This is a genomic window from Collinsella aerofaciens (assembly GCF_015554145.1).
GTDB lineage: Bacteria > Actinomycetota > Coriobacteriia > Coriobacteriales > Coriobacteriaceae > Collinsella > Collinsella aerofaciens_AA.
Map to the genome: position 1 here is coordinate 72,585 of NZ_JADNHZ010000002.1, position 18,451 is coordinate 91,035.

16 protein-coding genes, 1 other RNA gene and 1 pseudogene are annotated in these 18,451 nt (G+C 60.2%); 5 read left to right on the forward strand and 13 right to left on the reverse strand.

Annotation, left to right across the window (positions count from 1 at the left end; translation table 11 throughout):
• Positions 1-3: 3 nt before the first annotated feature.
• From modB to I2E13_RS01215, 4 genes are all read right to left on the reverse strand, one after another.
• Positions 4-1,269 (reverse strand): molybdate ABC transporter permease subunit, encoded by a 1,266-nt coding sequence (gene modB / locus I2E13_RS01200; protein WP_229057767.1) that lies wholly within the window; start codon positions 1,267-1,269, stop codon positions 4-6.
• Positions 1,270-1,514: 245 nt separating this feature from the next.
• Positions 1,515-2,390, reverse strand: a complete 876-nt coding sequence (modA, locus tag I2E13_RS01205; RefSeq protein WP_117646490.1) for a molybdate ABC transporter substrate-binding protein — start codon at positions 2,388-2,390, stop codon at positions 1,515-1,517.
• A gap of 204 nt (positions 2,391-2,594) precedes the next feature.
• Positions 2,595-3,074 (reverse strand): MogA/MoaB family molybdenum cofactor biosynthesis protein, encoded by a 480-nt coding sequence (locus I2E13_RS01210; protein ID WP_117584062.1) that lies wholly within the window; start codon positions 3,072-3,074, stop codon positions 2,595-2,597.
• A 10-nt stretch (positions 3,075-3,084) separates the two neighbouring features.
• Positions 3,085-4,347, reverse strand: a complete 1,263-nt coding sequence (locus I2E13_RS01215) for a molybdopterin molybdotransferase MoeA (protein ID WP_195403957.1) — start codon at positions 4,345-4,347, stop codon at positions 3,085-3,087.
• Between the two features lie 211 nt (positions 4,348-4,558).
• On the opposite strand from I2E13_RS01215, the gene I2E13_RS01220 reads away from it, so the two are divergent.
• Together I2E13_RS01220 and I2E13_RS01225 are read left to right on the forward strand one after the other, a co-directional pair.
• Positions 4,559-5,980: a chloride channel protein gene (locus I2E13_RS01220; protein WP_195403958.1), complete on the forward strand. Its 1,422-nt coding sequence runs from the start codon at positions 4,559-4,561 to the stop codon at positions 5,978-5,980.
• Positions 5,981-6,066: 86 nt separating this feature from the next.
• Complete coding sequence (locus I2E13_RS01225; RefSeq protein ID WP_195403959.1) at positions 6,067-7,029, forward strand: diacylglycerol/lipid kinase family protein; 963 nt, start codon at positions 6,067-6,069, stop codon at positions 7,027-7,029.
• An 87-nt stretch (positions 7,030-7,116) separates the two neighbouring features.
• Here the strand turns inward: I2E13_RS01225 and I2E13_RS01230 are convergent.
• From I2E13_RS01230 to I2E13_RS01245, 4 genes and pseudogenes are all read right to left on the reverse strand, one after another.
• Positions 7,117-7,428, reverse strand: a pseudogene (locus I2E13_RS01230) (peptide chain release factor-like protein); the annotation flags it as partial.
• Positions 7,429-7,580: 152 nt separating this feature from the next.
• Positions 7,581-8,159 (reverse strand): xanthine phosphoribosyltransferase, encoded by a 579-nt coding sequence (locus I2E13_RS01235; protein WP_117639195.1) that lies wholly within the window; start codon positions 8,157-8,159, stop codon positions 7,581-7,583.
• A 158-nt stretch (positions 8,160-8,317) separates the two neighbouring features.
• Entirely contained in the window at positions 8,318-9,622 is a 1,305-nt protein-coding gene (locus tag I2E13_RS01240) for an MFS transporter (protein ID WP_195403960.1), read from the reverse strand.
• Between the two features lie 142 nt (positions 9,623-9,764).
• Entirely contained in the window at positions 9,765-11,048 is a 1,284-nt protein-coding gene (locus I2E13_RS01245; RefSeq protein WP_117757027.1) for an O-acetylhomoserine aminocarboxypropyltransferase/cysteine synthase family protein, read from the reverse strand.
• 233 nt (positions 11,049-11,281) lie between these two features.
• Between I2E13_RS01245 and I2E13_RS01250 the strand changes: the two genes are divergently transcribed.
• On the forward strand, positions 11,282-11,728 hold the full coding sequence (locus I2E13_RS01250; protein WP_195403961.1) for a C-GCAxxG-C-C family protein: 447 nt from the start codon (positions 11,282-11,284) through the stop codon (positions 11,726-11,728).
• Positions 11,729-11,795: 67 nt separating this feature from the next.
• Here the strand turns inward: I2E13_RS01250 and I2E13_RS01255 are convergent, their stop codons facing one another.
• From I2E13_RS01255 to rpsA, 3 genes are all read right to left on the reverse strand, one after another.
• Positions 11,796-12,434 carry a YigZ family protein gene (locus I2E13_RS01255; RefSeq protein ID WP_195403962.1) on the reverse strand — a complete coding sequence of 213 codons (639 nt, stop codon included), beginning with the start codon at positions 12,432-12,434 and terminating at the stop codon, positions 11,796-11,798.
• A 213-nt stretch (positions 12,435-12,647) separates the two neighbouring features.
• Positions 12,648-13,009: RNase P RNA component class A (gene rnpB / locus I2E13_RS01260), an RNA gene on the reverse strand.
• Positions 13,010-13,332: 323 nt separating this feature from the next.
• Complete coding sequence (rpsA, locus tag I2E13_RS01265) at positions 13,333-14,499, reverse strand: 30S ribosomal protein S1 (protein WP_022095232.1); 1,167 nt, start codon at positions 14,497-14,499, stop codon at positions 13,333-13,335.
• Positions 14,500-14,814: 315 nt separating this feature from the next.
• Between rpsA and I2E13_RS01270 the strand changes: the two genes are divergently transcribed.
• A complete protein-coding gene (locus tag I2E13_RS01270; RefSeq protein ID WP_271817561.1) occupies positions 14,815-15,573 on the forward strand; it encodes an HAD family hydrolase in 759 nt (252 codons plus the stop codon).
• On the opposite strand, the gene I2E13_RS01275 is transcribed toward I2E13_RS01270, so the two are convergent.
• Positions 15,570-16,889 (reverse strand): L-cysteine desulfidase family protein, encoded by a 1,320-nt coding sequence (locus I2E13_RS01275; protein WP_117629410.1) that lies wholly within the window; start codon positions 16,887-16,889, stop codon positions 15,570-15,572. The genes I2E13_RS01270 and I2E13_RS01275 overlap by 4 nt on opposite strands.
• A gap of 270 nt (positions 16,890-17,159) precedes the next feature.
• On the opposite strand from I2E13_RS01275, the gene rpiB reads away from it, so the two are divergent.
• On the forward strand, positions 17,160-17,627 hold the full coding sequence (gene rpiB, locus I2E13_RS01280) for a ribose 5-phosphate isomerase B (protein ID WP_035138007.1): 468 nt from the start codon (positions 17,160-17,162) through the stop codon (positions 17,625-17,627).
• Between the two features lie 180 nt (positions 17,628-17,807).
• Here rpiB and ndk read toward each other — a convergent pair whose 3' ends face one another.
• Complete coding sequence (gene ndk / locus I2E13_RS01285; RefSeq protein ID WP_195403964.1) at positions 17,808-18,212, reverse strand: nucleoside-diphosphate kinase; 405 nt, start codon at positions 18,210-18,212, stop codon at positions 17,808-17,810.
• Positions 18,213-18,451: the final 239 nt, after the last annotated feature.

An 18,451-nucleotide genomic window follows, 5' to 3' on the forward strand; every position in this document is an offset into this window, starting at 1 on the left:
GGCTTATCGACCTCCCTTTGCGACCGCGCCATCGCGCATAAGCTCGGCCAGCGCCTCGCGATCGATACGCAGCGCATCGCCGCCCACTGGGTCGAGCGAATCGGCCTGGCTGCCCAGCTGCTTGGCCTGCTTGCGCTCCGCGCGGGACAGGCCGCGCCCGCGGTACTTTTGCGAATGCGCCGTGTACATATTGATGAACAGGATGACCAGGAAACTGAACACGATCACGACGGCGACCCAAAAGAGGGCCACCGACGTGTTGCCGCCCATCCACTCAAAGTAGATGGCGATGGGGATGGTCTGGGTAATGCCGGCGTAGTTGCCCGCAAAGAACAGGGTGCAGCCAAACTCGCCCATGGCACGCGCGAAGGCAAGCACCGCGCCGGCGGCAATCGAAGGCCAGCCAAGCGGCATCATAAGCTTGGTAAAGATGCGACGCTCGGACCATCCCAGGGTTCGTGCGGCGTCGAGCATCTGCGTGTCGAGGCTCTCGAAGGCTCCGAGCGCCGTGCGGTAGACCAGCGGAAACGACACAACGACGGCCGAAATGACCGCTGCGGGCCAGGTAAAAACGATCGAGATGCCGTGCGCGATCAGCCACTGGCCGACACCGGTCGAGCGGCCAAACAGCATGAGGAGCAGAAAGCCGCAGACCGTGGGCGGCAGCACCATAGGAATCGTAAAGACCGAATCGAGCAGGCCCTTGATGCGACTCGAGGTACCCATAGTCTTCCACGCGGCAAACAGGCCCAGTGCAAAGGCAATCACCAGGGCAAGGCCACTCGTTTTAATGGACACCCAAAACGGGCGGTAGTCGATGCCGCCTAAAAAGGAGGCCAGAGAGGTCAAGGGCCCCTGCTCATCCCGCAATACGACAGACGATGCTTCTACCATTTGAGCGCTATCAAGCCAACGCGCGCCGCCCTTGGCATCACCCGAGGCCGATGCAATCACCACATAGCGGTCCCCATCCGCACCACGCACATCAAAGCCATAGGTATACCCGCCGGCATCAAACGTTGTTTCCGCCGTAACATACCAAGGAAGATCAACGTCCCCTAGCTGCGCACCTCCCATGGAGTTTGCGCTGTCGAGCTCACAGACGAGGGCCTTGAGACCCGATACGCACTCGTTGTCCTGCGGATCCAATCCATACTTCTCGGCCGCCTTGGGCGATATCCACACCACAACGCGATCGGCAGCAGCCGCCACTACAAGGTCCACGTCCTCGTCAACGGGAAACCGGTAGCCCTCAGGCTGGCCCTCCATAGCACGAGCGGTCCCCTTGGCCAACCGCTCAAAACCCTCGATCCCATAGGAAAACCCATGAGCGGTCGCAGCAACCTGGGCCCCGTCCTCAGCGTCCCCAGCAAACGCAAATCCCGGCACCCAGCAAAGCGCGAAGGTCAAAGCACAGGCGACAAGCATGCGGAATCTATTAAGCACGAAAAGCTCCAAGCGAATACAAGGACGGAGTGAAACACAAAACGATGGAATTATCGCGCCAAGCCGCACTACGCGGAAAGCTCAAAGCCGTACTTAGCCCAAATCTTCTGAGCCTTCTTGTTGGACAGGCAAAAGTCGATGAACGCCTTAGCCTCGTCGGCATGCTCGGAGCTATCGGCGACAGCACCGGGATACACGATGGGCTTGTGCGAGTCCTCGGGGCACACGAAGGCGTCCTCGATGCCGTTGTAGCGGTAGATGTCAGAGCTGTAGACAAAACCGGCAACGCAGTCGCCTGTGGACACATAGGCGGCGGCGGTACCAACTTTGTCTGCCAGTGCGACCTTGTCGGCGATCTCGGGCGCATACTCGCCGTCGTCGCCCTCGGTGCCGGTATAGAGGCCCACAGAAGCCAGCGCCTGGTTGGCGTACTTGCCGGCGGGAACGGTCTTGGCGTCGCCAATGGCGATCTTGCCGCCCAGATTCGCGACGTCGGCGATGGCCTCGACCTTGGTGTCGGAGCCCTCGGCGCGAATGATCACAAGATCGTTGACGAACATATCCTCACGGGTGTCGGCATCGACGAGCTCGACGGTCTCAGCGTCATCCATGGTGCCCTTGGAAGCGGTGATGAGCACGTCGACCGTGGCACCGGCACGCATCTGCTCAACGAGGTCGCCGGACGCCTTAAACTGCGTGTCGGCAAAGGTGGTACCGGTCTGCTCGGTGTAGAGCTTCTGAACCTCGGGCAAAGCCTTCTCGAGCGAGTTGGCGGCAAAGACCTGCAGCTCGACGGTTTCCTTCTTGGAAGAGGCCTTGGCGGAGCCGGCATCGGAGCCGGTCGCCTCAGGCTCCTTGTTGCCGGAGCAGCCGGCAAGCCCAAGGCCGGCAGCGGCGACAGCGGAGAGTGAGACGAATCCGCGGCGAGAAACCATATCGAACATGTTCAACCCTTTCGTACCTTGTGCCCGGGTACCCCACCGCGGGCTTTATTCTGTAATTTGATTATACTTCGATGCGAATAATGATTATGAGAAATTATTCTCGTCTGAGAATATAGTTTCAAGCATGCCTACAGAATGCCGTCCCCTTGGGCGCAAATAAAAGGCGGAGCAGCCGTTCAGGTCGCTCCGCCGCAGGTAAACCGCTTAGTTGGTATGTCCGCCGCCCGCTGTCATCTGAGCCGCATGCTCCAGCTGGTCCGCTATGGCCTCCCAGCTTTCGCGGGCGGCCTTCGTAGAACCGGGAAAGTTTACGACAAGTGTATGACCTCGTTGCATGCAAATAGCGCGCGAGAGCATAGCGCGGCGCGTCTTGGTCATGGAGTACGCACGGATTGCCTCTGCAATACCCGGCACATCGCGCTCGCAGACGGCACGCGTCGCCTCGGGCGTCACATCGCGCATCGAAAGCCCCGTGCCGCCGCAGGTGAGCACGACATTGGCGTGGCACTCATCGGCGGCTTCCACAATGGCATCACCGATCTCGCTGACGTCGTCGCGCACGACCACATGCGAGGCGACCGTCCAGCCCTGCGCCTCGATAAGTTCCTCGAGTGCGGCTCCAGCCTCGTCCTGGGCAAGATCGCGCGTATCCGAGCACGTCACGATCGATATCTTCAGCTCCATAGCATTCCTCCTACAACACGGCGCCCTCGGGCAGGTCGACGCGAACAACGTCCACGACATCGCCCACCTTGAGGTCGCACGGTCCTTCGTCAACACGCAACAGGCAGTTAGCCCGCTGCATCGTGCCGAGCAGCGCCGAATTCTGCGTCTTGGCCTCGGTCACCAACAGCTCACCGGTCTCGGGGTCGCGCAAAACCGTGGCGCGATCGAAGAAGCGGCGATGCTGTCGCTTTTTCACGCCGTGCGTGAGCGTCGCCTGCTGCACGGGACGCGTACCCTCGGCAAAGCCGCGCATCTTGCGGATCGCCGGACGCGCAAGCATCTCAAAGCCTACATACGCCGCGGCCGGATTGCCTGAAAGTCCCAGGTAGGGCTTACCCCCAAGCAAGCCAAACGTGATGGCCTTGCCCGGACGCATCGAGATGCGGTCAAACAGCACATCGCCCTCGCGCCGAACGAGCGCCGTCACGTAGTCGTAGTCGCCTGCCGAGGCGCCACCGCTCGTAATGACGAAATCGCACTCCAGCACGGCGCGATGCACCAGCTCGGCAATCGCCTGCTCATCATCGGGCGCAATGCCGTAGAACACGGGCTCGGCTCCTGCATCGAGCGCTTCGGCCATCAACGCCGACGAGTTGGAGTCGCGAATCTGCCCGCGCGCCGGCAGCTCACCCGGCGCGACCAGCTCCGTGCCCAGCGAGATAATGCCCACACGCGGCGCGGCATGCACCTTCACGCTCGCATACCCGGCGCTCGCCAACAAGCCGGCGCCCGCCGGAGCCACGACCTCGCCGGCGTGCATCACAACATCGCCGGCATGGGCCTCCTCGGCGGCAGAGCGAACGTTCTCCCCCACTTTAGCAGGCGCCGAAAAGCTCACGTGCGAGCCCTCGTTGCCGTCGCCGTCAAGCACCTCGACGATCTCGTATTTCACCACAGCATCCGCACCCTCGGGCACCGGCGCGCCTGTCATGATGCGGACCGTCTCGCCCGCGCCGATTGTGCCCTCAAACACATGGCCCGCAGCCTCGTGTCCGATAACGTCGAGCGTCACCGGCGCCTCGCCAGATGCCTGCGCCAAGTCCGCCGAGCGCACGGCATATCCGTCCATAGCGCTGTTGGCAAACGGCGAGATGTCGATATCGGCCACCGCGTCCTCTGCCAAGGGAAGACCGACGGCCTGCCACACGGGAATCTCGACAACTTCGGTGCGATTCACGTGCGACAAGACGATCGCCTGTGCGTCCTCCAACGGAATGAGTTTCTCAGCCATATGCACCTCTAGCATGCTGCGGCGCGCAACAAAAGCGCCGATTCTTTATGTTTATCTCAGTATAATCCCTCGCCGCCTGCTCAAGACCTGGCCCGCGGCCGCGAATACATCTGTCGGCCGCAAGCCGCGAAACAAAACCAAAACCAACCTGCCGGTTTGTCACGTATGGCACGTTCTATAATGCTCGTGTTGCAACCCAAAAGAGGAACGTATGGCTTATACCGACAAACCCGAAAGCGCAAACGAGGCGCAGGATCATTCCCAGTCGCTCGACGACGGCGGCTTTTTCTCCCTTAATGACGTCATCATGGCAGGCAGGCAACAGCTCACCCGCTCCGAGCATCTCTTGGCTGCCGACACGCGCCGCAACGCCCGCAACCTACTCGCGAGCGCCAAGTTGCTCGCGCTCGTCGTCATCGTCTCGCTCGCCATGGGCGTTGCCGCTTGGGCGTTTTTGGCCTCGCTGAATATCGCGACCGACTATCGCGAGCACCACGCGTGGGTCTACGCCTTGCTTCCTGTTGTGGGCGTTGCCACCGCATGGGTGTACAAAAACCACGGCCTTGCCGCCAAACGCGGTAACAACCTGGTCATCGACTCCGCTCTGAGCACACGTCTCATCCATATGCGCATGGCCGTCCTTACCTTCGTCTGCTCCACGCTCACGCACCTAACGGGCGGATCTGCCGGTCGCGAGGGGGCCGCGGTGCAGATTGGCGGCACCATCGCCAGCAACATCTCGAACCTCGCCCACCTCAAAAAACATGACCACCACGACCTCATGCTCGCCGGCATCTCGTCGGCCTTTGGCGCCGTATTCGGCTCGCCCCTTGCTGGAGCTTTCTTTGGCATGGAGATGTGCTTTATCGGCAAGATCGACTACACCGCGGGCATCTACTGCCTGGTCGCCTCGTTTACCGGCTACTTTACGTCGCTTGCCTTGGGAACCGAGTACGAGGCGAATGTCATCGCCAGCGTTCCCAACATGACACCACGGACGGTTGTCATCGTTGTTATCAGCGCCATTATCTTCGGCCTGACGGCACGCCTCTTTGCCTGGTCGGTTCGAACCGTCAAAAGCCTGTACGGTCGCTTTATCACCAATTACCTCGTCCGCGCACTCATAGGCGCACTCGTGGTTTTGACCGCCTATGCCCTCCTCGACGCCTGGGACTACGCCGGCCTTTCCACGTGGCTTTCCGGCGCAGGATTTGCAGGTAACACCACCCTGGCGGACGCAGCCATCAAGTTGGTCGTCACAGCGCTTACCCTGGGCGCGGGCTTCCAAGGCGGCGAGGTCACGCCCCTGTTTGGCATCGGTGCGGCACTCGGTGGCTGGATCGGTTGCCTTACCGGGCTTGAACCCAGTTTTCTGGCGGCTCTCGGCATGCTCGGCGTGTTCTGCGCCGGCCTCAACGTGCCCATCACCACCTGCATGATGGCCATCGACCTGTTCCACGGCACGGCCGCCGGGTTCTTTGTCATCGTGGCCTTTATCAGCTACCTAACCGGCGGACACCGCGGCGTGTACCCTGCCCAGCGCATCATCTCACCCAAGCGCCGTTCGCTTATTGTGGATGAGGGCGGTACGGTAGCGGATGCTATCGAGCGCCACAACGACCTGATAGAGTAGATGTAATAATCGCCGTGCAGCCACAATCGGGGGCAATTCGACCTGAGCGCGACCGCACCGTCATGCCACACGCCGGGAGTCGCCCCATGCACGCAACTGATTTTGGCCGCACGCTCATCATCGCCAACCCCGCCGCCCAGTCGGGCGCCGCGCGCGAGGTTGCCGAGCGCCTGCAGCGCTTTTTGGATATGACCGCGCGCGCATCCCAGTTTGACCTGGTGCTAACCGAGCACATGGGACACGCCAAGGAGCTTGCCGCACAGGCTCAGGGCTATCGCACCGTTATCGCACTCGGCGGCGACGGCGTGATCCACGAAGTCGTCAACGGGCTTATGACGCAAAAGGAGGACGCCCGCCCCGCTCTTGCCGTCCTGCCCGTGGGCTCCGGCAACGATTTTGCCCAGACGCTCGATATCGAAGATTTCTCCGGCAAGGATTTTGGCGCGCTACTCACCTGTGAGCTGCAGCGTCAGGACATCGGGCGGATTCGCTCGTGGAGCCCTGCGAGCGGCAGCGGCGAGGCTACCGTTGAGTACTACGACCAGACGCTCTCGGTCGGCATCGATGCCGCCATCGGCCTTGGCACCACCGAGCTGCGCAAAAAGACCGGCTTGACGGGTGCTCCGCTCTACACCCTTTCGGGACTTGAGCAGTTTGGCCTGCGCTATCGCAGCTACCCCATGACAGTCAGCTTTGACGGCGCGCCCGCCGAGCGCGTGAGGGCGATCATCATGGCGATTCAGCTTGGTCCTACCTATGGCTCGGGCTATCGCATCTGCCCCGATGCCGACCCCTGCGACGGCATGCTCGACGTCTGCTACGCCTGCGGCCCCGTCCCTCGCGCGGTAGCCCTGCCTATGTTCCTTTCGGCCAAGGACGGCCACCATACCAAGTTGCCACCGGTTCGCATGCGCCGCTGCCGCCATGCCGAGCTAACTTTTGAGGAGCCCGACTACCCCATCCAGGCCGACGGCGAGCCCATCGTCGCCTCGCGCATCGAAGTCGACATCCTACCCGGCGCCCTCCAAGTCTGGCACCCAACCCGCTAACCCCACCTAAGTTGCGGTGAAATAGGGACTGTTTATGCAGTTAAAGCCGCGAAACAGTCCCTATTTCACCGCAACTTATTGAGAAGATCATTCCTCCCCGCCCGGCTTGCGACGGTTGGCCTTTTTAATCGCGTTGAAGTGCTTGTCATTGAGCCTGCGCTGGCGAGAGCGCAGAGGCACCTTAGTCTTTACGCGTCGGCGCGGTGGACGCCCGCGACGCTCCAGCTCAGCGCGCAGCTTACGCAGACAGCTCGCGCGATTCTGAAACTGACTACGGCTCTCGCGCGCCGTCACGACAATCCCCGTGGGCCCATGCTTCATGCGCACCGCCGAGTCCGTCGTGTTCACGCCCTGCCCGCCCGGACCCGTCGCGCGAAACACCTGCACCTCGCAATCGCGCGCCAACTCCTCGACCGACATCTCGGCATAGCGCGCATATTCGCGCCATCCCATCTTGTTCTCATCCATATCAACACCTCCCCTCATACAAAAAATGTGACAAAGGGACGTTCCCTTTGTCACATCGCATACCAATCGCTTGTGTTGCGCGCTTAGGCGAAGGTGATCTCGCCGGTCTCGCAGTCCATATCGGCGATACGGGCCAGGCTCTCAACGCGGAAGCCGCGCTCGCGGAGCTTATCACCGCCGCCCTGGAAGCCCTTCTCCACCGCAATGCCAATACCGGACACCTCGGCACCCGCAGCCTCGCAGATCTTGATAAGACCCTCGAGCGCGCAGCCGTTGGCCAAGAAGTCGTCGATGATCAGGACCTTGTCGCCCTCGGACAGGAAACGCTTGCCAACGATGACCGGGTACTCCTTCTGCTTGGTAAAGGAGTAGATGGTCGTGGCATACTGCTCGCCGTCGAGGTTGATGGACTGGGCCTTCTTGGCAAAGACCACCGGCACGCCGCCAAAGTGCTGGGCTGCAATGCAAGCCATACCAATGCCCGAAGCCTCAATCGTCAGGATCTTGTTGATCTCGACATTCTTGAACAGACGGGCCCACTCGGCGCCCATGTGGTCGAACAGCTCAACGTCGCACTGGTGGTTGAGGAAGGCATCAACCTTAAGGACGTTACCGGCCTTTACGATGCCGTCATGGCGAATACGATCCTCAAGCTCCTGCATGGCGCAACCCCTTCTCGCGGCAACGATACCGCGCGATTAATAAACGTTGTTCGATAGTCTACCACGGACCGACCCCCGCCTGTCCCACAAGCCGCATCGCACCACAAACCAGTCTTTTTGGGACGGCGCGAATACGTGGCAGGCAGCCTCCCAACACGCTAATGGCGGGCGCGCATCCTCACCAAACGCACCATGGCGAGCGCAAAACCCACAGCGGCCACAGCCATAAGCACGTAGAACACCGAGCGAAAACCGAATAGGAATACATCCGGACGGCCTGCAACGAAACTGGTCACGGCCTCGCCCATCGCCACGCTCATCTGCCCATACAGGATATGCGACGCCACCGTAATGCCGAATGCCATGCCAGCGTAGCGCGCCAAACTGCCCAAGCTGCCCGCAAAACCGAGCGCCTCGCGCGGGGCCGAACCCATATACAGGGAGTTGTTAGGGCTTTGGAAAATCGACGTACCGAGCGACATAAATGCGACGCAGCACACGATCACAAGGATGGAGGAATGCTCGTTGAGCGTGCTCACCGCAAAGAGACCGCACACGTACACACCCAGGCCGACTGCCGTGGGGCCCTCGCAGCCAACACGGTCCGAAACCGTGCCCGAAAGCGGGCCGATAAAGGCATTCACCATCGGCAGCGCCAAAAAGAGTAGCCCAGAGATGTCGGAACCAAAGCCGTGGGCGTCCTGAAAATAGAACGGCAGGATAAACTCGGATGCGCCAATACCAACGAACACGATGAGCATGCAAGCAAGGTTGATGGTGAAGGCCGAATTTGCAAAGCAGCGACGAGCGGCCTCGATCAGGGACATGGGGCGCTCGCCGGCCTCCGGCTTAACATGCGGTAGTGTATAGAGTCCCACGATAAACGAGATGACGCCAATGGGCAGGTTGATGAGGAAGATGCTCTCCCAGGGAAAGCTTGCCACCAGCATGCCGCCGAGCACGGGGCCGCACATCATGCCGAGGGCCACGAAGGTCGCGAGAATACCCATGGCACGACCGCGCTCGCGCGCCGGAAACGACTCGGTGATGATACCCATGTTGTTAGCCATGGCCGCCGCGCAACCGACGCCCTGAACAATGCGTGCCAGGATAAGAACTTCGAGCGAACTCGAAAGGCCGCAAAGCAGCGAGCCAGCCGTAAAAACGATTACGCCCAGCTGGAATACGCCCACCTTGCCGCGCACGTCGCCCAGACGGCCAAACGGCAACATAGCCACGCATGTCGCAAGCAGATACACCGAGCTCACCAGTTGAATGCGATCGAGGCCCACGCCCAGCTCCTTTTGCATCACGGGCAACGCCACGGTCACGACGGTCGAATCCAGACACGACATAAACGTCATGATGAGCACGGTAAACAGAATCACCCATTTGTTCTTGCCATGGGTGTCGCCCTCAAGGGCAATGTGCTCGCGGCGCAGCTGCTCTGCAGTTTTCTCCATATCCATCCTTTCGAGTGGCCCAACGCAAAAAACGGGGCCCCAATCGCCTGCAAACAGCCGCGATTGGGGCCCCGCCTACGGAATCGGAACGAAAGGTCGCCGAAGCTTTCTGCCAGCATCGGCGCCTTGTGCGAACGCTAGCCTAGCACTGCTCGAGCGCCTGCTCAAGGTCGGCAATCAGATCGGCCGTGTCCTCGAGGCCGCACGACAGGCGCACCATGTCGGCAGAGATGCCACAGGCGATGAGCTCCTCATCGTTCATCTGGCGATGCGTAGCGTTAGCAGGATGCAGGCAGCAGGTGCGGGCGTCAGCCACATGCGTGGCGATCTGGGCAAGTTTAAGGCTCTTCATAAAGGTCTCGGCCGCCGCGCGACCACCGTTAAAGCCAAAGCTCACGACGCCGCAGGTACCGTTAGGCATGTACTTCTGAGCCAGGTCATAGTACTTATCGCCCTCCAGGCCTGGATAGCTCACGAAGCGCACCTTGGGATGGCTCTGCAAGAACTTGGCAACGGCCAGGCCGTTCTCGCAATGACGCGGCATGCGCACATGCAGGCTCTCGAGCGAGCTGTTCAAGAAGAACGCCGCCTGCGGGTTCTGCATGGGGCCGAGGTCGCGCATGAGCTGAGCGGTTGCCTTGGTAATGAAGGCACCCTCGCGACCGAACTTCTCGGCATACGTCACGCCGTGGTAGCTCTCGTCGGGCGTGGTGAGACCCGGGAACTTGTCTGCATGGGCCATCCAGTCGAACTGGCCGTGGTCGACGATCACGCCGCCCAGGTAGGCAGCATGTCCATCCATGTACTTGGTGGTGGAGTGCGTAACGATGTCGGCGCCCCACTCAAAGGGACGGCACATCACGGGCGTCGGGAAGGTGTTGTCGACCATCAGCGGCACGCCGTGGTCATGTGCGGCCTTGGCAAAGCGCTCAATATCGAGCACGGCAAGGGCGGGGTTTGCGATCGTCTCGCCAAAGACGAGCTTGGTGTTGGGCCGGAAGGCTGCCTCCAGCTCCTCATCGGTGCAGTCGGGGGCGACGAACGTGCAGGTCACGCCCATGCGGCCCATGGTGTGGGCGAGCAGGTTATACGTACCGCCGTAAATGGCAGAGCTCGCGACCACATGATCGCCGGCACCGACCACGTTAAAGATCGCGAGGAAATTCGCAGCCATGCCCGAGCTCGTGAGCATCGCAGCGGTGCCGCCCTCCATCTCGCAGATCTTGGCGGCAACGAGATCGCACGTGGGGTTCTGCAAACGGCTGTAGAAGTAGCCCGACTCCTCTAGGTCAAACAGCTTGCCCATGTGCTCGGACGTGTCGTACTTCCATGTGGTGGACTGGTAGATGGGCACCTGGCGCGGCTCGGCATCTCCCGGGTGATAGCCGCCCTGAACACATGTAGTTCCGATGGTCTGCTCGCTCATATCTAGCTCCCTTGCCTGGGTTTTGTTTTATTCGGTTCACAATACCGCTACCCCGCACCCCTCTCAACCCATCCCGCCGATAGGTTATGGGACAAATTAATCAGGTTTATTTGTCCCAAATCTTAAGAAAGTGTTCGATGGCGAAAAACAATGAGATATGCACTGCGGTCTCGATAAGCGAATGCGCCAGCAAGGGTACCATAGGCGGGTACACCGCAATCAAGGAGACACCGATGAAGCAGATTGATACCACTCAGCTCAACACTGCCACCTGTCAGGCTCAAGCTGCCGAATATCACGCCCGTGGCTTTAACTGCGCCCAGGCCGTCGCCTGCACGCTCGCGCCCGTCGTCGGGCTCGACCCCCAGGTCGCCTTTACCCTCACCGAGGGCTTTGGCGCCGGCATGGGCGGCATGACCGAAACCTGCGGCGCCATCTCGGGCGCCGTGGCCATCATGGGCTTTGTAATGAGCGACGGCATGGAAAACCCCAAGACCAAGGGCCAGACCTACAAGCTGTCGCGCGAAATCGCCAAGCGTTTTGGCGAGAAGAACACAACAACCGTCTGCGGCACGCTCAAGGGCATCGGATCGGATAAGGGTCCGCTCCGCAGCTGCCCCGGCTGCATCGACGATGCCGTCGAAATCGCCTGTGATGTGCTAAAGCAGCTCGCCGAGTAAACGGCAGCGACATAAAACGACAGCCGGCGCGCTTGGGATTCATCCAAATGCACGCCGGCCGTCGTCGTTAGAACTCAGCAAACTCGGGAGCGCTGACCTCAATCTCCTCGCGCCCCGCCATAAGCTCGCGCATCTTAGCGCAAAACGGCTCTTGCTCCCCCGCTTTAAACACCAAGTGAAGTGTCACAGCATCCGCGTAATCGGTATCCGAAACCTTGGCACCCGAATCCTGCGCCAAGCGAAGCACCTGCTCATACTGTGGATAGGCCACATGCACATCAACCGGCACGACGCTCGTCATCTCGACGATCTGCCCGGCCTCCTGAGCCGCGGCCACCGCCGCCTGCGTCGCCGCGGTATAGGCGCGCACCAAACCACCAGGCCCCAACAGCGTGCCACCAAAATAGCGCGTTACTACGCAGCAAACATTTTTGAGCCCCGCACCGCGCAGCACCTCGAGCGTCGGCATACCACTCGTGCGGCTCGGTTCACCATCATCGCTCTGGCGCTCGCGTCCATCGACCAAAATCCACGCGGGAACATTGTGTCGAGCGTCATAATGACGCTTGCGAACCATCTCGATAAAGGCATTCGCCTCGTCCTCGGACTCAATATGGACCAGCTGGGCAATAAACCGGCTCTTGCGGTCCACAAACTCGCCCGAAACCTCAATATTCGATTGCAGAGTAAAATAGCTGTCCAACAAAGCCCCTCAACAAAATAAAGCGCAGCAACAAACAGCCTCAATAATACGATAACCCTAGTAAAAAGAATGGCAACGCCGATGATTCCGTCAACGAAAGCGAGAACCCGTCAGCGCGAGCAAGGTGCCTTGAAAGCCGAGGGCATTGACCTTATGGTCATGCCCGAAGGTTTGAAAGGCAGATTGCCGCGCTGACGGGTTCGCAGCGTCAACAAAGTGCCGAGTGGGCCGATAAGCCGGGTTCTGTCGTGAACGGTCATTTATCTTGTCTGCACGTTACCGTGCAGCTCCACGCACGCTACCCGAACGCGGACCGGGCCGGCCCATAGCGTTCCTATTCGCGCTTGCTCCGGATGGGGCTTGCCAAGCCGCCGTGTTGCCACGACGCTGGTGGTCTCTTACACCACCGTTTCAGCTTTTCCCTTTACGCCTTGCGGCGCAGGTGGGAGTCTTCTTTTCTGCGGCGCTTTCCGTCGGATCACTCCGCCCGGCCGTTAGCCGGCATCCCGCCCTCTGGAGCCCGGACTTTCCTCACGCGTGCCGCAAGCAGCACATCGCGCGACCGTCTGGCCCACTCAGCAGTGAAAGAGTGTAGCACACCGCCAGCACACGCAATGGCACAACCCAAGCGCTTGCACGATAAACCAAGAACCACCCATGCGCTACAATAGTTCCGTCGATGGGCAACGTCGTCAGTCGAGACGCGACCGCGCTCCGCACCCCTCCGTCTACTCGGTGCGTTCCCGCCTCCTCCCCGAGGCGGGATGTCGGCTTTTTTCATGCACCGACAATCCAATAGCCTGTGGACAGCCCGGCAGCATTGCGCATCTCGGTGCCAAATGCAAAAAGGGACCCGTCCATTACGGACGGACCCCTTAAAACAAGTGATCGTCAAACCGATTTACTCGGCGTCGGTCTCCTCGTCCTTCTTCTCGGAAGGCAGCGGGGTAACCTCGATCTCGACGCCCAGAGTCTCAGCAGCAGACTTCATGGACAGGGAGATACGACGACGGTCGAGGTCGATTTCCATGACCTTGACCTGAACCTTGTCGCCCACATGGGTGACCTGAGAAGGCTGATCGACGTGCTTGTTGGCCATCTCGGAGATGTGCACCAGGCCCTCGATGCCCTCGCCCAGATCGACGAAAGCGCCGAACGGGACAAGCTTGGTCACAGTGCCCTCGACGATAGCGCCGACGGGGTACTTCTTGACCAGTGCGCGCCACGGATCCTCGGTGGTCTGCTTGAGACCCAGGGAGATGCGCTCGCGGTTGAGATCGACGTCGAGAACCTCGACCTCGACCTCCTGGCCGACCTTGACAACCTCGGAAGGATGGTTGACGTGGTTCCAAGAGAGCTCGGAGATGTGGATGAGGCCGTCGATACCGCCGAGGTCGACGAAGGCGCCGAAGTCGACGATGGAGGAAACGGTGCCCTGGAGACGCATGCCAGACTTGAGCTTGGACAGGATCTCGGAACGCTCGGCCTTACGGGACTCCTCGAGCACGACGCGACGGGAGAGGACGACGTTGTTGCGGTTGCGGTCCATCTCGATGACGCGAGCCTCGATGCGGGTGCCCATGTAGGAGGTGAGGTCCTTGACGCGACGGAGGTCGACGAGGGAAGCGGGCAGGAAGCCACGCAGGCCGATGTCGAGGATCAGGCCGCCCTTGACAACCTCGATAACCTCGCCCTCGACGTTCTCGCCGGAGTTGAACTTCTCCTCGATGCGGTTCCAAGCACGCTCGTACTCGGCACGCTTCTTGGACAGGACCAGACGACCGTCCTTGTCCTCCTTCTGGAGAACCAGAGCCTCGATGGGATCACCGAGTGCAACGATGTCTGCAGGGTTAGCGTCCTTGCGGATGGACAGCTCGCGGACCGGGATAACGCCCTCGGACTTGAATCCGATGTCAACGAGCACCTCGTCATGCTCGATCTTAACGACAGTGCCGTTAACGAGATCGCCCTCATCAAAGTCGGTAATCGTACCGTCGATGAGGTTGTTCATCTCCTCCTCGTTGACATCGTCAAGAGAGAAAATGGACGAGTTCTGAATCTCACTCAAAGGTGGACCCCTTTCGAACTACGGGGCCCCGATTGCTAGGACCTACAGAAGGGTGCGACAAGCACACAACGTTTAGGAACACTCGGGAGCCGACAGATACTAATGTGACGCTTATGCAATCACGTTCGTATAGGTTACGGGGAAATGAGTTCGATTTCAAGCGTGAACTGCGATTTTTTACTCGTGTGGAGACTTTTTCGTAATCTTATGAACACACGTCTCCGCAACTTGACGATAACCAGCCAGGCATTCGGCTTTGGGGTAAAGTATCCGGAGCCAACGATTCTAGATCGATTTTTCGAGAAAGGTGCCCGCGTGCTCAAAGCAGTCGTTTTCGATATGGACGAAACGCTTCTTAGCATCAACCTCAACGCGTTCATCCTTCGCTATTTTAAGGATGTCTCTTCGATGCTCGCGGATATCGGGCGCCGCAGCCGCGGTGGCACGATGGCACGCCTCGGCACCATCCTGGTCGACCTCAACGCCAATCGCCGCAGCAGCACGGACAATCGCACCAATCTTGAGTTTTACCAAGAAGAGGTCGAGCGCCGATGCGGCATTTGCCTCTCGGACCCACTTATCTACGAGGCGTTTACCTACTACGACCGCGAAGTTCTTCCGTACAAGAATGACGAACTCATCAACGCCCATGCCATGCCGGGCGCACACGCCGCGCTTCAGGCCGTACAGGACGCAGGGCTGCGCTGCGCGCTCTTTACCAACCCCAGCTTTCCGCAGGGGGCCATCGAGTGCCGCATGGGTTGGGGCGACCTGGCCGACGCCCCCTTTGAGCTCGTCACGCACATGGGAAACGCCACCCGCTGCAAGCCTGATGCCACCTACTATCTAGAGCAGCTTCAGGTGATGGGGCTCGAACCGCACGAGGTCCTTATGGTGGGCAACGATCCCAAACGCGACTTCCCTAAACCCGCCTGCGGCATTCAGACTGCCTATGTAGGCCAGGGCAAGCCCAACCGAGTCACCTGGCGCGGAACCATGGAAGGCTTCGCCCGCGACTTTAACGCCGTAGTAGAAGCCTTCTACGAACACCAAGTAGCCGACGAACTGTCCTAGCACACTTGGGTTTTGCCGATCATGATGTTGAGGATCTCGACGTCGGTGTCCTTCATACCCACACGGCCCACGTAGCCCATGCTGGCAATCGTCTGCTCGACGGTATCCTGGATCAAACCCTCGCCGGCACGGAAGCCACGCCCCTGCATGGCCATGTCATGTCCCAGAATCGCCGCATCGACGGCAGCCGAAATCTTGGCGGCACAACTCGCCTTGGCGCCGTCGCACACGATGCCGCCCACGTTACCGAGCGTATTCGAGACCGTCGCGCCAATCTGCTCGCGCGTGCCACCGCACAGCCAGGTAATCGCAGCGCCGGCGCCGCACGCGGCGCAAATAGCACCGCAAAACGCCGAAAGCGCACCAATATAGCTCTTGATATGCACGGCGATAAGATCGGACAGCATCACGGCGCGCACCAGACGCTCGTGGTCGCAACGCAGGTACTCGGCATACTCCATGACGGGCAATGCGCAGGTAATGCCTTGATTGCCCGAGCCGCACACAATGGCGACCGGCAGCGCGCAACCGTTCATGCGGGCGTCGGACCCGGCGGCCGCACGGGCACGGGCACGGCAGGCGACGTCATCGGCACGAGCACCCAGCAGCGTACGACCCACCTCGGCGCCCCAAGCGTGCGCAAGGCCCTCGGCACTGATTGCGCCATTCAGCTCAATCTGACGCTCAACGGCAGCGCGGGCGCCCTCAATGTCACCGTCCTCGATAAAGTCGATGATGGAATCAATGGACATGGGCGTATCGGCGTTATCTGCCGCACGCTCGGCCACCACGCGCTCGGCGCAGGCGGCGCACTCCCCCGCCGACTTGCCGCATACCGGAATACCATCGAGCGTATGGCACGTGACATTAGTGTGGTGATCGGTAATCTCGACGACCGCGGTATGGCCCCCGGCCGTCGCAGTCACCTTGATGTAGAGGTTGGGCACACCCTCGACAAGCGACACATCGCAGTAGCCAGCGTCGGCGAGGAGCTCGGCCACGCGAGCGCGGTCTTCATCGTTAACGCTCTCGAGCACCTCGAGCGCGCTCTTAGCGTCGCCGCCCACGGCACCCAGCACGGCCGCGGCTTCAATACCGTGCATACCGCCCGAGTTGGGCACGGTCACGCTCTTAACGTTCTTGATAATGTTGCCCGAGCAGGCAACATCCATATGATCGGGTTCGCAACCAAGCGTCTGGCTCGCCAGCGCCGCTGCATAGGCAACGGCAATGGGCTCGGTGCAGCCGAGTGCACAGACAAGCTCGCGGTTCAAAACATCGCAAAACGCGGCATCACGGATGGAATCGGTAGGCATAGGTATCTCCTGCTTGCATAACGGGCTGGACTCTCAAAAAAGTTGGCTCCTTTATTTGATAACAATGCATCAAAAACCGCAACCACGGTTCCGGCGGACGGCGCTCAAGCACAAATTGGCGGCATTATTCATGAGAGGCCGGTCTTGTTGCCTGCTAAAGCGTTTGACCAAAAAACGCCCGAGCGTTTACGCAAAAGTCGCGCTATCATGCAGTCGAACGCGGTAAACACCTTTAGCATTTGCGCCGCACAGACCAGAGAGGAACCATCCATGAAGATCGGTATCGGTAACGACCACGCCGCCGTCGAGCTCAAGAACATCATTTCCGAGCACCTGAAGGAGCGCGGCTGCGAGGTCGTGAACTTTGGCACCGACACCTCCGAGAGCTTCGACTACCCCATCGCCGGTTACAAAGTGGGCAAGGCCGTTGCCAACGGCGACGTTGACCTGGGTATCCTGATCTGCGGCACCGGCGTCGGGATCAGCCTGGCTGCCAACAAGGTCGAGGGCGTACGCGCCGTCGTGTGCTCCGAGCCCTTCAGCGCCAAGCTCTCGCGCATGCACAACAACACCAACGTGCTCGCCTTTGGCGCCCGCGTCGTTGGCTCCGAGCTCGCCAAGATGATCGTCGACGAGTGGCTCGACGCCGAGTTTGAGGGCGGCCGTCACGAGCGTCGCGTTAACCTCCTCAACGAGATCGACCACACGCGCGGCCTTAAGATCGTCGACGAGGCCTAAAGATTCACAAAGCCATACGACGCTACCGCCAGCCCCCGCCCGGAAGAAACATCCGGACGGGGGCTCTTTAGTAGATTTGTGGGGGTTTACCAAAAGTCTACTGGAATAAAAAGGGCGCCGCGGATGAAGTTCCGCGGCGCCCAAGCCACACGCTAACAGCTTTAAGGAGTCAAAGCTGGTTTAGCCAAAAAAGCGCTTGATCTCGATCTCGGCGTTCTCCAGGCAGTCGGAGCCGTGGATCACGTTGGCGTTGACATCGACAGCAAAGTCGCCGCGAATGGTGCCGGGGGCAGCATCAAGCGGGTTGGTGGCGCCCATAAGGGTGCGCATCTTGGAGACAGCGGAGAGGCCGGAAACGACCATCTTGACGACCGGACCGGTCGTCATAAAGTCGCAGAGACCGCCAAAGAAGGGCTTGTCGGCCAGATGGGCGTAGTGCTCCTCGACGGTAGCGCGCTCGAGCGTGGTCATCTCCATGCGCTCGATGACAAGGCCGCTGCGCTCAATACGAGCAACGATCTCGCCGATCTTGCGGTCGCGCACGGCGTCGGGCTTAATCATGATGAAGGTCTTCTCGATAGCCATAAGGTAGCCTTTCAAGTAGGTTCGCGCGTGCCCAAGTCCCATTCCGGCACCCGCCTGGACTGCATCGTAACAGAGTTTTAGCTGCAGTTAAACAAAAAGCTGTTTATTGAAACGCTGCAATTTATTAAAGCGCTCCATATGTGTCACTTCTGTTTCGAAGCCCGATTAGAGTACCATCCGACCGCTCATCAACCACATCGAACAGAGCGGGCGGTCGGTTGCCACCCGCGAACGTACCC

Bases quoted from the DNA above. Each gene is read 5' to 3' on its own strand.
- modB (WP_229057767.1), bottom strand. From the start codon at position 1,269: ATGGAGGGCCAGCCTGAGGGCTACCGGTTTCCCGTTGACGAGGACGTG.
- modA (WP_117646490.1), bottom strand. From the start codon at position 2,390: ATGTTCGATATGGTTTCTCGCCGCGGATTCGTCTCACTCTCCGCTGTC.
- I2E13_RS01210 (WP_117584062.1), bottom strand. From the start codon at position 3,074: ATGGAGCTGAAGATATCGATCGTGACGTGCTCGGATACGCGCGATCTT.
- I2E13_RS01215 (WP_195403957.1), bottom strand. From the start codon at position 4,347: ATGGCTGAGAAACTCATTCCGTTGGAGGACGCACAGGCGATCGTCTTG.
- I2E13_RS01220 (WP_195403958.1), top strand. From the start codon at position 4,559: ATGGCTTATACCGACAAACCCGAAAGCGCAAACGAGGCGCAGGATCAT.
- I2E13_RS01225 (WP_195403959.1), top strand. From the start codon at position 6,067: ATGCACGCAACTGATTTTGGCCGCACGCTCATCATCGCCAACCCCGCC.
- I2E13_RS01235 (WP_117639195.1), bottom strand. From the start codon at position 8,159: ATGCAGGAGCTTGAGGATCGTATTCGCCATGACGGCATCGTAAAGGCC.
- I2E13_RS01240 (WP_195403960.1), bottom strand. From the start codon at position 9,622: ATGGAGAAAACTGCAGAGCAGCTGCGCCGCGAGCACATTGCCCTTGAG.
- I2E13_RS01245 (WP_117757027.1), bottom strand. From the start codon at position 11,048: ATGAGCGAGCAGACCATCGGAACTACATGTGTTCAGGGCGGCTATCAC.
- I2E13_RS01250 (WP_195403961.1), top strand. From the start codon at position 11,282: ATGAAGCAGATTGATACCACTCAGCTCAACACTGCCACCTGTCAGGCT.
- I2E13_RS01275 (WP_117629410.1), bottom strand. From the start codon at position 16,889: ATGCCTACCGATTCCATCCGTGATGCCGCGTTTTGCGATGTTTTGAAC.
- rpiB (WP_035138007.1), top strand. From the start codon at position 17,160: ATGAAGATCGGTATCGGTAACGACCACGCCGCCGTCGAGCTCAAGAAC.
- ndk (WP_195403964.1), bottom strand. From the start codon at position 18,212: ATGGCTATCGAGAAGACCTTCATCATGATTAAGCCCGACGCCGTGCGC.